The following is a 12,551-nucleotide window of genomic DNA, read 5'->3' on the forward strand; positions in this document are numbered from 1 at the left end:
CGCGTCCACCGACCACCCTGGATACAAACAAGAGAGCAAGCCAAGATGACCACCGAAACTATTGGAACCCTGAACCTGGACGAGGTCCTGAGCGCGGCCGAAACCGCTTTCGAGAGCTGGTCCGCGATGCCCTCCGCTGGCCGTGCCCGTCACCTTGAGGCGATGGCTGCAGCCATGGAGACGCATGCCGACGAGCTCATCGAACTCGCCATGGCAGAGACGCACCTGCCCGATGCGCGGCTGCGGGGTGAATTGAGGCGGACGGTTTTTCAGATGCGGCTCTTCGCCGAGGAACTGAGGATCGGCCGCTTCGTTGACGCACGCGTCGACCACTCCGATCCCCAATGGCCGATGGGTGCACCCCGCCCCGATCTACGACGGATGCTGCTCCCGCTGGGGCCGGTGCTGGTCTTCGCCGCCAGCAACTTCCCCTTTGCCTTTTCCGTCGGCGGCGGCGACACAGCTTCAGCCCTGGCGGCAGGCTGCACCGTCATCGTCAAGGCGCACCACGGACATCCAGAGGTCTCGGCGCGCACCGCCACGATTCTCCTCAGGGCCTTGGAAGAGTCCGGGGCACCTGAAGGCGTTCTGGCCCTGATCCACGGAACAGAAACCGGCGTCCGGGCACTGAAAGATCCCAAGATCCAGGCGGGCGCCTTCACCGGAGGAATCCCCGGCGGACGGGCACTGTTCGACATCGCCCAACAACGGGATGTTCCGATTCCGTTTTACGCGGAGATGGGCAGCAACAACCCGGTTTTTGTTACCCCCGCGGCGGCAGGAGAACGTCCGGCTGCCATCGCTGAGGGATACCTGGGCGCAGTGACCGGCAGTGCCGGCCAATTGTGCACCAAGCCGGGAACCCTCTTTGTTCCGGCGGGAAGCCAGATCATCGAACACCTGCGCAGCGCGGAACTGCCAAGCGCCACAAGGCTCCTGACCGAACGGATAGAAGCGGGTTACACCCGGGAAGTTGCCGAACTCGCAGGCCACCGGCAGGTGCGGATTCTTAACGGGAACATTCCCGGCGAGGCCGCCGGCCCGGCGCCGCTGATCCTGGGCACCGACATCGCAGCAGTCCTCGCGGATCCGGACCTGTTCCTGGCCGAGCGGTTCGGGCCGTTCTCCCTGGTGGTTGAGTACGAGGACATGAACCAACTCCTGGCGGTTGCCCGGAGGATGGACGGCCAGCTCACCACGACGGTACAGGCCACAGACCAGTGCGACGTCCGCCATCTGCTCCGTGTTCTGGCCGGCAAAGCAGGACGTGTCCTGTGGAACGGCTGGCCCACGGGGGTCTCTGTAACACATGCTCAGCAGCACGGCGGACCATACCCGGCAAGCACCGCCGTCCAAACCACCTCTGTCGGGACGGCAGCGATTCAGCGGTTCCTGCGCCCGGTGGCACTGCAGGGGTTCCCCGACCATCTCCTCCCCGCGGAGTTGCAGGACAGCAACCGGCTCGGGATTCCGCGGCACCTAGGATAATCCCTGGCGGCTTGAACCCTCCGGGTTACGTGGACCGGGCCGGCCAGCGGACACAATGAACAGATCTCGTAGAAGGATGACCAGATGCACGACAACCCCGTCAAGGAGGCTCTGCGCTCCGGCGCCACCACGACCGGAACGTGGTTAACCCTGGGTTCAACTGCGGTGGCCGAGGCCCTGGCCCATTGCGGGTTCGATTGGCTAGTAGTCGACCTTGAGCACGCCCCCAACAATCCCGCCAGCGCTGTGGAACAGTTGAGGGCCGTCGACGCCGCCCGGGCTAACGGCGCGCGTGCCGAGGCAATCGTACGCCTCGCCGAAAACGATCCCGTGCTGGCCAAGCGGGCCATCGACATTGGTGCGCGGACTCTTATCTTCCCCAATGTCAATAGCGCGGACGAAGCGCAGGCGGCTGTCCGTGCGATGCGTTACCCGCAGAACGGTAACGCCGGCGTGCGGGGCGTGGCAGGGTTGGTCCGGGCCGGCCGGTACGGTCTTGACCCGGTGTATGTAAAGAATGCCAACGAACAAGTGTGCACCATCGTGCAGATCGAATCCCGGTCCGGCGTGGACAACGCTGCGGGCATCTGTGCAACCGAAGGTGTCGACTGCGTTTTCCTGGGCCCGTCCGACCTAGCCGCTTCCCTGGGCCACCTGGGTGACACCTGGCATCCAGAGGTCGTCGACGCCATGCGGTCGGTTGTGGCCCAGGCACGCGAGGCTGGAAAGGCCGTCGGCGTTTTCGCGAACGACGCAGACGATGCCAAGCTGTTTACCAGCTGGGGAGTTACTTTCATCGGGCTGCACTCCGACGTTCGCTGGCTATGCCAGGGAGCGAAGCAAGAGACCGGGCGGCTGGCAGCCGGACTGCAGGCAGAGCAGGCGACCGAGGTCCACTCCGCGTCATAACCCGGCGGCAAGGAAAAATCCCTTGCAGTAGCTGTGGGTACGTCGAGGATTGCCATACGGCCCGCTCCCAAAGGGCGGGACCGCCGTCGCCCGCTTCAACCACCCAGGGCAGCTCTCGCACTAAAGGAGGCCGACGACGACACCCAGTGTCGTCGTCGGCCTCCTTTCTACGCCGCTTGGTGCCATCCGCAAAGTCGCTTGGGCTTAGGCTGCCGTCGGAAGCGTTATGTAGCTGCCCTCGACGAGGCCGGCGGCAACAGCGGGAGCGCCAGCTACGGTGACATAGCTGCCACGGGTGACGGGAAGCATGTGCCGGATGGCGGGGACGGTGACGTAGGTGCCTTCAACACCGGCCGCGGCGCTGCCGACGGGCAGAGTTACGTAGCTGCCGCCGCGCAGTGCGGTGCCGACGACAGTGATGCCGGGAGCGGTCTCAGGGGCGGCGGGTTCGGTGGTTGCGGGGCGTTCGGCAAGCAAAGTCATGGGTTCTCCTCGGGGTTCAGGATAAGGGCCAGTTTCGGGTTCCAGTGCCGCTCAAGCAGAAGAGCGTTGCGGGGTGTCGCTTGCCCTGCCGGCCCGGGGATGTTCACCGGTGCGGTACTCGAGGGCTACTCTGGCCTACATCCAAGTTTAATGTCTTATTGATAGCTACTCAAAATAACGTGGGGAGACTCACGCTGCAGTGGCAGCGCGTCGACGAGCTTGTCGCGGTCGGAGAAGCGAAAGCCTTGCTGGGCTGCCTGGATAATTGAGCTTGGTTCTTCCGCAAGGCGCCGTCCGGCCAGCTGCACTGGTTTTGACACAAGTCATCCTGGCCTCCCCAGCCCCCGCGATAAAGAAGCAGCCCCTGCACAGGGAACATGACGAGCCCCGGCACGTTCGAACGTGCCGTTCGACGGCGATACTTACAAAACGCTGTTAATTCCCTGTGATCGCTGGACTTCAACAGGGGTAGGCCTGCATGCTTTATCCTGCATGCTGAGGCGAGATCGTAGTTGCTGAGTTGCTTGATCCGGGACCGGATGGTCCCAGTATGAGTCCTTGGCAGTGCTCTTGGGGGTGGCGGTGCTATTGGCCGAACTTTTATCCCTGCCACGAAGCCCGAGGTGACGCAATTGTCTATCTCCATCCACCCTCCAGATTTAATCTCTGCGTCGGGCAAAGCGTCCGTAAGCATTGTGATGCCCACCCCGAACAAGGAACAACGCATCCCCGGGCTCTTGTGCCCCGTGCCCTTGTGTGTGGATGAGGTGGTCATTCTTGACCGCCGCTCCACGGACGATACAGTTCGTGTTGCCAGGGCAGTGCGTGGTTATGTGGGCCGGGTTCCTGCTCGATAGCGGCCGCGCCACGTTCAGGAAGATCGTGCGTCCGGCTGCGGAAGGTCGCTCTCTTGCGGGCAGCACACTTTGGCTTACCGCCGCCAGAGTCACGCCCATGGCCACCGGCTTTCTGTTCTGGTTCCTGGCCGCACTCACATTGGCGCCCAAAGACCTAGGTCTCGGGTCGGCGGTCGTAGCAGCGGCGCTGCTGACAGTACAGGCAGGAATGCTCGGAGTCGGCCCGGCGACGCTAACCCTTCTGCCCTCGCAAGACGACGCCGGGCGCCGTCGGCTCATGGCTACATCCTTGGCCACGGTAGGGCTTTCGTCGCTTGCAGTCGCCACCGCACTGCTTTTGATTACCCTGGGCCTCGGGCCCGGCGTCGGCCAGGCTTGGGATGACGCTGCGGTAACCGCGGGGTTCCTGGCCGCCGCTTTATTCGCCTCCACCGCTTATCAGCTTGACCATATCAACGTCGCCCAGTCCCGGGCCGACTTGGCGTTGGTGCGCAGCCTGCTGCAAGGGCTCACCCAGTTAGCGGTTCTGCTCTTTTGCCTGGCCAGCGGCTACCGCACGGTCATGGCCGTGATCGGCGCCGTCGCTGCCGGAGCAGTAGGCAGCGTAATTCTCGGAATGCACCAACTGCACCGGGCGGGCATTGGTCCTCGATGGAAAGACGGGGTCAGGCTTTCGGAAGCGACGAGATTATTGGGCCCGGCACTTCGGAACTACCCCCTCATGCTCGCAGACAGGGCTCCCGGCTACCTTCTACCTCTCATTGTCGCCGCAACACTGAGCGCCTCGGCGACAGCGGCTTGGTACGTAGTCTGGATGATGGCGTCGGCGGTCTTTTTCGTGCCGCAATCGGCCGGTTACTCGCTCCAAGCGAAACTCGCCGCCCCCGGCTCCGAACTGGCGCTGGCGGGACGGGCATTGAAAATCAGCCTCCTACTCACCCTTGTTTCCGGGGGAGTTTTGCTGGGAGCGGGCCCCATCTTCTTGAATGTGCTCGGTCCGCAGTATGCACCGCACTGGATTCTATTGCCGCTACTCGTTCCGGCCCTGATCCTAAGCTGCACAACCCAGATTTATTACGGTATTTGCCGGGCTTACGCCCGCTTCGCTGAGTCAACGGCCGTCGCGGTCCTGGCGGCCGTCGTCGCGGTAATCCCGGGCACGGCCGTAGCGCATGCCTATGGGTTACCCGGCATATCAGCGCTGTGGCTCTTTGCCCAGTTATCGGCTGCTGTCATCGCGGCCACGCGGTTGAAGTATTTGGCCCGCGGGCCGGGAGGCTAGCACCCGAACGCTTTACGGAAACGCCTATCCGAATACTTCCAACCGGGCTCGGTCCGGTCTAGCGCGGGAGTAAGTGCCGCGATATCAGCGCGGCAGACTTCCGCAGATTGAGGTCGCCGGCGGCCACACCGACTATGAGGTCAAAGCCGCCGTCGGTCGTGAAGTCATGACGGTAACCATTAATCCACAACAGCAACACCGTAAGCGTCCAGGCAGTACGTTTGTTGCGTAAACCAGAGGGTCGAACCGCGCCACCGATTCGAGCCACGCAGCCGCCTTCATCGAAAAATCGGGATAGGCTTCGGCGCCCATCACAGCCGTCCCGGGCCGCGCCAGAGCCGAGGCGAGCAGTCCGACGTCCCGGATGTGAATGCCGTACCGGTCAACAACCTGCAGAGCATCCTCAATATCGAGGTACGCTGTCACGCGTCTTCAAGACGGGTAAGCAATTCAGCGTCATGGCTCATCACAAAATCCAGTCCTTCACTGATCTCCCGACGGCGGGCGTGGCGCTGCAAAACCAATTCAGCCCCGTGGAGCAGGAGCGCGGACTTGGAGGTGTGCTCCTCGGCTGCAAGCTGCTCAAGACGGCGATCAAGGTCTTCGGGAACGCGGAGATTCATGGCCATACTCAATGGCACCAATCTAGTACCAATCTGGTACCAGTCATCGAGCCCCGAGTGACGTCGACTGGGGACCCGCCCGCTTCAAAGGCTGCCGTCATCTTTTTCACGTGCGCCGTGAACGTTTCAGGGGTGTGCCGTCGGTGCAGCGCGAAAAGACGACCGTGGCTGTGACCGGCACGGAATATCAGCTCGGTCCCCAGCTGCGGGACGTGAGCTTTCAGCCGGCCCAGCCGATCCCCGGCGACACGATCCGCGCTACATTCCGGGCACAGGATCTGCAGGGCATCCGCAGCCACCATGTCTACACCAGCAGCTCCTCGCCAACTCGGCCTGCCCCTGGGCGAACTCTGGAAACTCGGTCCCCTCGCCCGGCAGGCTGCCGGGGAGCGGGACGCGCTCGTAGCATCAAACCGCTGAACATTACCGACGCCCCGGGATCGCCCACCAACACGACCACGATCACCTGAGAACAGCCAGTCCCCCAAGGCAGCTTCGGCTCTAAGCTCTTTCAAAGAGACTTCAACGCGTGGAAGGGACCAGTCATGGTAGGTAGTACGGCTCATGAGACAGTCACCAAGGTGCACGCGGAGCACCAGGAGAAGTTTAGGGCTCATCATGAGCGGTTCGCCGCACAATCCTGGTACGACGTCGATCCCCGTCTGGCGCTGCTGCTGGCCCCGATCTTCAAAGGTGATCCGGACGCGACCATTGAGCTAACTGTGGTCGCGGACGGCACCGTCATCTCCGGATCCGTCGTATCCGAACAGGCATGGGCAAGACGGCAGCATGACCAGATCCGCCCCGGCAGTCCCGCCATCGCGGACGCCCTCGATGCCTTGGAATCGGCAATGGACGAACAGCGGCACCAGGCAGCGGCAGAAACGAACGCCAACCCGCAGCTGAAAACCCAGGACCGGTACATCCATTTCCTGGGCCCGCTGCTGCTGTCCGGCGGAGACCATGTGCACCTACAGGCCACCAGGGTCGACCTCCGCAAAGTCTCCGCGTGGAGCATCGGTCGGGTGCCTGCGGACCAAGAGCTGTAGCGCTTCTCTGGTAAAGCCGAACGGCATCCGGCGGGTGGAAGACGATGGCCGCCGAGCAGGTAGGCTACAGCCGTGACCAACCCACCGCCCCCTGCGCCGGCCTATACGATGACCGAGAAAGCGTCCTGCCGCTTCACCTGGCTCACTCTAAGAGAGCTGCTGTTCCACCGGAGCAGCTCCGACCGACCCATGATCCACTGGACGACCCTCGCCTTCTCCTTCTCCTCGGCGTGGTCGGCTACATGGAATTTTTCCTAAGTCATGCTGGCCGCACAGTGAACGTCCATAAACAGGTGTGGAACGACAAACCGACTGTGCCCGAGGTGGGACTCGAACCGGGCGCCAACCCCTGAAAACCCGCCACTCCCCCGAAAACATCCCCAATCCGAACCAGTCCAACACCGGAACGGGCGCGCACGGTCACTCCGCCTGATGTCCGGAGAAACCGGGCCTAACCGAGCCCGACGCACGGCCTTGCCCGTGCATTTCTGTCCGGGGCAAGCCGGGGACAAGAATTCCATAAACGTCATCGCGTGGTGACCTCCTTCGAACATCTCATGGGCGAACATCACAGAAGAGGCATGACCGAACGTCGACCTACCGGGCACCGGAGTGCCACAAGGCCCCGCACGCTCCGACATGACGGAATCACCATTATCGGCGCATCAAAATGAGCTGCGTAGACGCCATTGGCCACGATGGTGTCCCGGCCCGGCGACATTTCTAAGTGACGCGGTTGTGGAGGCTGCCGGGTTCGTGGCGGACTTCATCTTGGCCTGCAGCCACATCCAGGCCCGATCCGGGTCCTTGGCCGCCGCTACAACAATAAAGCCCCGGACCAGGCAGGTCCGGGGCTAGCTACTACGTTACGCTCGATGATCACGCTGAGATCCACGTGTATGTCATTGTCTGCTTGGAGGCGGGTCTCAAGGTAGCGGGCCAGGCGTGTGTCGCTGGCTGTGTGCTCGCCCTGCGGGATCGCACCGCTAAAAACTGCTTTGGTCTCTGTGGACTTCAGTACGTCCAGCGGCGCCCAGCCACGACGGGTGGAAGTCATCCGCTCGATGTCGGTCCGGAAGGATAACTTGTGTCCTTCGCGGGCTGTGGCGCGCATAGTGAAGGGGATAAAAGTTATTGACAAGGGGTCCTTTCATAAGGGCTGCCAGTCTTCGGCGCCCGCATATAACAAGGCCTCCTGCCGGGGCTCTTATTCCCTTCCCGTACTCAAAGAGTCGAGCATCACTACGGTTCGGGTGCTTCCTTTTCCCGCTCCGGATCAACGCGCTTCGGGCGCCCGCACGCATACCCGGCGCCAGTACCTGTGGTCCTGCGGGACCAAGCTCGGGCAGGCACGGATGTATGGTTGTGCTGGCTAATAGTTGCCGCACGTCCTACACGAGGAAGCCACGAGGTGCAGGTGTGAACGAGTACGAGGCTTCACTGGTCATCAAGTCCGGAGCGGAACTGCTGTCTTCGGCTTCTTCCGACCCCCGCTCGGAGGAAGGCTACGCGGCTGTCAAGGCCAACATCTCGGAAGCACTGGAACGCATAGCGGAAGCTCTTGACAACTTTGAATCCAGTTCGGGAGCGCCCAGCCGTTCAACCGGCTGGGTCCAGGACCTCCACCGCGTAGCGGACGACCTGGCGGAACGATAAGGCCGAAACGCCGATGACAGCGAGTGACCCGGACCGGCCACCTGCAGCACGTTTTGATCGCGCCGTGCTGGTCTTCAACCCCGGCAAGCCTGGCATGACCGCCACGATCATCGAGCTGCAACGCGAGCTGGCCGCCGGAGCCCCGGATCTGCAGGTTGACTTGCTGCCCACCGACTTCGCCGGGCACGCACGGGACCTTGCACGGTCCGTCGCGGCCGTAGGGTCCCCACTGATTGTTTCGGTCAGCGGCGATGGCGGGTACAACGAGGTTGTCAACGGGGTGATGGACGTTCCTGGCAGCAAGGCCGTGTGCACCGTCGTCGCGGCAGGTAACGCCAACGACCATCACCGGAGCATGCCCGAAAGACCCTTGCTGGAGGCTGTCCGGGAAGGCCCGGTCCGGCAGATCGACCTTTTGCGCATCACGTTTGGGGAGGGACAGCCGGAACAGGTTCACTACGCCCATTCCTATGTCGGTTTCGGGCTTACGCCGTTGATGGCCATCGGTATCGAGAGCGGCGGAAAGGGGAAAATCCTCGAACTTCTGTCCGTCGCCCGCACACTCTCGCACTTGCGCCCGTTCGAGCTTGTCCGGGCCGACGGGGCGACCGCCCGCTTCGACAGTCTGATCCTGGCCAACATTTCGCGGATGGCCAAGTACGGGACGGTTAGCGAGTCGGTCGGTCCCGATGACGGCAGGTTCGAGGTTGTGACGCTCCCCCACTCCGGGCGCTGGAAGATGGTACTGATGACTCTCCGGGCGGTGACGATGGGACTGGGGAATCAACCGAGCGTCAGCAGCTACGCCTTCACCACGCGTGATGCTGTCCCTTGCCAGATTGACGGCGAGGTCAGGCATCTTCCCGCAGCCACCCATGTTCTGGTGGAAAGCGCGAAGGGCGCCCTGGCCGTTATCTGACCCAGGGGCGCCCCTGCTTTATCTGATGACTCGCGGGCTTGCCGCTCCGCGCGGACCTATTTTTAGTGGAAGTGGATCTCGGCGGCGGCCCTGCGGACCGATTCGAGCCGTTGTTCCTCGATGAGGCCGAGGGCATCGAGCTCCTCGGCCCGTTCGGTGCGCTCCAGCGCCGCTTGGGTAGTGACCTCGTTCAGGATTATGCCAAGGAGGTGGGCCAACCCTGCCTTGAGATCCATCAGGTTCGTGTTCGTGATGAGGAGGCGGCGGTCTGAGACACGGAGCTCGACGTCGCTGTACCCGGCATCTGCGAGCCGCCGGCTGATGTTGCTTCCCTGGAGCAGCTCGAGTTCCCGGGGCTCGGGCCGGCGCGAGAACACTACCGGAACGGTGTAGCGGGAGGCGGCCCGTGCTGTCCCGAGATCATCCGGTAATGCGGAGGCGAGGATCCCACTGAGCGATAGCGGCGAATCGGTGCGTGCCGGAGGAGGGATTTGTGTGGTGGTCATGGCGTTCTGCCAACGTTCTTGAGGATGCACTGCCGGACCCGCGGGAGCGTGGACGGCTGTGACTGAGGTTCAGTGACCCGGGACCGGGCCAGCTGGAGGGAGGACTTTGCCAGCGGGCGCAGAAGCAGCGCGCTTATGTCCGCCCTCTTTGTCCCAGCTCTCGGCCGCATCAGAGTCGGAGTGGCTCGATGCCGTGTTCCCGGTTCTACGGGGCTGTGCGCAGAGGAGTTGGGGACGTTCACCGGAAGCGGATGTCCAATCACGACTTCCCGATAGCTCCGAGCATACAGGCGGAACGTTGTTCGTGGTCATGTATGCGGCAGATTCCGTGGGAGTTGGGCTAACAGCTTAAGATGCGGCGTCCAAGGTTGATGTCCGGCGCCTGGTTCTGCCCGTCCCGCTGATCGGTGATCTTGACTCTGGAACCGGGCAGCTGCCCGGCCCCGGCCGCCATCAGCTCGCACGCCTCGACCAGGGTCTGTGCGGCCAAGGGGCGAGCTTGGTCTGGTCGTTGTGGTGCTTGCAGCCTGGGCACGCCACGCGCACCGGGTACTTCGCTGGACCTTTCGATCCAGGAACTCGCCCCGGCAGGCGCCCACCTCCATTTCCGCCGGCGGGTGCACTGGAACCGACACCACGACAGGAACAGCACGCAAAAGCGCTGGAAGTATCCAGGTGAAGCCGGTGTCCGGGCTGGTGTTCTTGCGCTGCCGGCAGTCCATTCGCTTTCGGGCGGGATTTCTTCCCGCGCGCACAGATTACCGTCCCCACAGCGTTGCCGTCCGGCCTGACTGCGCCGGCGCTTTGCCTCCCGGGCAAGACGTCCTCACTTTTCGCCCAGATTGCCACAGGACTCCTCCAGAGGCAGAGCATCCCAGGGATGCGGGCCGACAGCTCCGCGGCTGCGTTAGGCCGGTACCTGTATCGTTCGAAGTCAGGAACCCCTTCGGTTCCGCGACAGGAGCAACCATGGCTGACAAGTCCCCCCGCCAAGCAGCATCCAAGAAATCCGACAAAACCATCAAGCAAAAACGCGCCGACAAGAAGGCCGCCGCGGCAGCCTCCAGTTCAGGAGACAAGGCCACCGCGGCCAAGGCGACGAGCCCTAAAAAGTGAGTGTTTTGACAGATCACCTCACCCTCGGCGTGCTTTCCAGCACCAGAAAACCTGACGAGCAGCGCCTTCCGATACATCCCCTGCACCTGAAGCGCGTTGCCCCTGAAATCCGGCAGCACCTGATTTTGGAAGAAGGCTACGGGGAGCGTTTCGGCGTTCGGGAATCCGATCTCGCACCACTTGTGGGGCGCATCGTCCCGCGCGAGCAACTGCTGGCGGAGGCCGACGTCGTTCTTCTGCCCAAACCGCAACCCGAAGACCTTGCCGAACTCCGCGACGGGCAGGTCCTATGGGGTTGGCCGCACTGCGTCCAGGACCGGGCCATCACCCAGCTGGCAATCGATAAGAAACTCACGCTGATTGCCTTCGAGGCGATGAACCACTGGGCCAGCGACGGCGGCTTTGGCCTGCACGTGTTCCACAAGAACAACGAACTGGCCGGCTACTGCTCGGTGCTGCACTCCCTGGCCCTGACCGGCTCCACCGGGGACTACGGCAGGAGGCTGAGCGCCGTCGTCATCGGCTTCGGCGCGACGGCGCGCGGGGCCGTCACCGCCCTCAACGCCCACGGCATCCATGACGTCCAGGTCCTGACCAACCGGAGCGTGGCCGCCGTGGGTTCGCCCATCCATTCGGTACGGATTGCCCAGTTCGATCACGACGACAAAGCACCATTCCTCAGCGAGGTCATCACCGAACGCGGACGGGTACCGCTGGCGCCGTTCCTGGCCGAAAGCGACATCGTGGTCAACTGCACGCTGCAGGACCCCAACGCACCATTGACCTACCTCCGCACCGAGGACCTGGACGCTTTCCGGCCCGGCAGCCTGATCGTGGATGTTTCCTGCGATGAGGGATGGGATTCAGCTGGGCGAAGACCACCACGTTCGCCGAGCCGATGTTCACGGTCGGGGACCACATCGACTACTACGCAGTGGACCATAGCCCCTCCTACCTCTGGAATTCCTCCACTTGGGAGATCAGCGAGGCCCTGCTGCCCTTCCTGGAAACGGTCATCACCGGTCCCACTGCCTGGACCGGAAACGACACCATCAGCCGCGCCATCGAAATCCGCGAGGGCGTGGTCCTGAACCAGGACGTGCTGCGGTTCCAGCAGCGGGAACCGCAGCACCCGCACTTCCCATTGCCCGCCTAAGGCACGTCACCGCATTGCCCGCGTTGGGCGAGGGGTTGTTCGCCCCCGCTCGGGTGCGGCGGTCGGCCTGATGACCGGAGACCGGCGAAAGAGCCGGGACTAGTGACCGGGAAGTGCTGCATCATCGAAAACCATGAAGCCATAAACGTCTTTATCCCTGGGCAATGCCGGTTAATCGGCCCCGCGCGCAGCAGCATTCATGATTGAAGGACGCTGCCCGGACCGGTAGGCAGATGCATGACGGGTTCGAGTTCGTCGATCACGGTACGGTTCCCGGGGAGAACCACATGGGCGAGAAATTCCGATTCGAGCGTCGCAACACCGGCTGCCACGGCTGCGAGTTTGGCGTCTGTGGACAAGGCGAAAGAATGCCAAAATCTGCGGGCAGCGAGCTCCAAGGCTTTTGCTGTATCTTCCCGGCTACGGGACCCTTCGACCTCACCCCGGACAGGAGGGATTCGGTCAGGTTGCGGTATAGAGATGACGATGCGGAACTGCCTTCCGCAG

The 12,551-nt window shown here is 63.0% G+C and carries 11 protein-coding genes and 1 pseudogene; 8 read left to right on the plus strand and 4 right to left on the minus strand.

The window, feature by feature from the left end; genetic code table 11:
* The first annotated feature begins 45 nt into the window (after positions 1-45).
* Together BWQ92_RS22780 and BWQ92_RS22785 are read left to right on the plus strand one after the other, a co-directional pair.
* The gene (locus tag BWQ92_RS22780; RefSeq protein WP_076803382.1) at positions 46-1,488 is read left to right on the plus strand and encodes an aldehyde dehydrogenase (NADP(+)); all 1,443 of its coding nucleotides are present in this window, start codon (positions 46-48) and stop codon (positions 1,486-1,488) included.
* Between the two features lie 84 nt (positions 1,489-1,572).
* Positions 1,573-2,397, plus strand: a complete 825-nt coding sequence (locus tag BWQ92_RS22785) for an HpcH/HpaI aldolase family protein (RefSeq protein ID WP_076803383.1) — start codon at positions 1,573-1,575, stop codon at positions 2,395-2,397.
* A 204-nt stretch (positions 2,398-2,601) separates the two neighbouring features.
* Here the strand turns inward: BWQ92_RS22785 and BWQ92_RS22790 are convergent, their stop codons facing one another.
* Positions 2,602-2,880 carry a hypothetical protein gene (locus BWQ92_RS22790; RefSeq protein WP_076803384.1) on the minus strand — a complete coding sequence of 93 codons (279 nt, stop codon included), beginning with the start codon at positions 2,878-2,880 and terminating at the stop codon, positions 2,602-2,604.
* 954 nt (positions 2,881-3,834) lie between these two features.
* Here BWQ92_RS22790 and BWQ92_RS22795 point away from each other — a divergent pair.
* Positions 3,835-5,019, plus strand: a complete 1,185-nt coding sequence (locus tag BWQ92_RS22795; RefSeq protein ID WP_157365245.1) for a lipopolysaccharide biosynthesis protein — start codon at positions 3,835-3,837, stop codon at positions 5,017-5,019.
* Between the two features lie 422 nt (positions 5,020-5,441).
* Here BWQ92_RS22795 and BWQ92_RS22805 read toward each other — a convergent pair whose 3' ends face one another.
* Positions 5,442-5,642, minus strand: a complete 201-nt coding sequence (locus BWQ92_RS22805; RefSeq protein ID WP_076803903.1) for a ribbon-helix-helix protein, CopG family — start codon at positions 5,640-5,642, stop codon at positions 5,442-5,444.
* Between the two features lie 545 nt (positions 5,643-6,187).
* On the opposite strand from BWQ92_RS22805, the gene BWQ92_RS22815 reads away from it, so the two are divergent.
* From BWQ92_RS22815 to BWQ92_RS22830, 3 genes are all read left to right on the plus strand, one after another.
* Entirely contained in the window at positions 6,188-6,691 is a 504-nt protein-coding gene (locus BWQ92_RS22815) for a hypothetical protein (protein ID WP_157365246.1), read from the plus strand.
* Positions 6,692-8,110: 1,419 nt separating this feature from the next.
* A complete protein-coding gene (locus BWQ92_RS22825) occupies positions 8,111-8,347 on the plus strand; it encodes a hypothetical protein (RefSeq protein ID WP_236783038.1) in 237 nt (78 codons plus the stop codon).
* A 13-nt stretch (positions 8,348-8,360) separates the two neighbouring features.
* On the plus strand, positions 8,361-9,266 hold the full coding sequence (locus BWQ92_RS22830) for a diacylglycerol/lipid kinase family protein (protein ID WP_076803388.1): 906 nt from the start codon (positions 8,361-8,363) through the stop codon (positions 9,264-9,266).
* 62 nt (positions 9,267-9,328) lie between these two features.
* Here the strand turns inward: BWQ92_RS22830 and BWQ92_RS22835 are convergent, their stop codons facing one another.
* Both BWQ92_RS22835 and BWQ92_RS23740 read right to left on the minus strand, forming a co-directional pair.
* Positions 9,329-9,772 (minus strand): hypothetical protein, encoded by a 444-nt coding sequence (locus BWQ92_RS22835; RefSeq protein WP_076797746.1) that lies wholly within the window; start codon positions 9,770-9,772, stop codon positions 9,329-9,331.
* Between the two features lie 340 nt (positions 9,773-10,112).
* Entirely contained in the window at positions 10,113-10,262 is a 150-nt protein-coding gene (locus tag BWQ92_RS23740) for a hypothetical protein (protein ID WP_157365058.1), read from the minus strand.
* Positions 10,263-10,741: 479 nt separating this feature from the next.
* Between BWQ92_RS23740 and BWQ92_RS23915 the strand changes: the two genes are divergently transcribed.
* Both BWQ92_RS23915 and BWQ92_RS22840 read left to right on the plus strand, forming a co-directional pair.
* Positions 10,742-10,888, plus strand: a complete 147-nt coding sequence (locus tag BWQ92_RS23915; RefSeq protein WP_172804230.1) for a hypothetical protein — start codon at positions 10,742-10,744, stop codon at positions 10,886-10,888.
* Positions 10,885-12,044, plus strand: a pseudogene (locus tag BWQ92_RS22840) (N(5)-(carboxyethyl)ornithine synthase). The gene BWQ92_RS23915 and the pseudogene BWQ92_RS22840 overlap by 4 nt, the downstream one beginning before the upstream one ends.
* Positions 12,045-12,551 lie beyond the last annotated feature (507 nt).

This window comes from Arthrobacter sp. QXT-31, assembly GCF_001969265.1.
Taxonomy (GTDB): domain Bacteria; phylum Actinomycetota; class Actinomycetes; order Actinomycetales; family Micrococcaceae; genus Arthrobacter.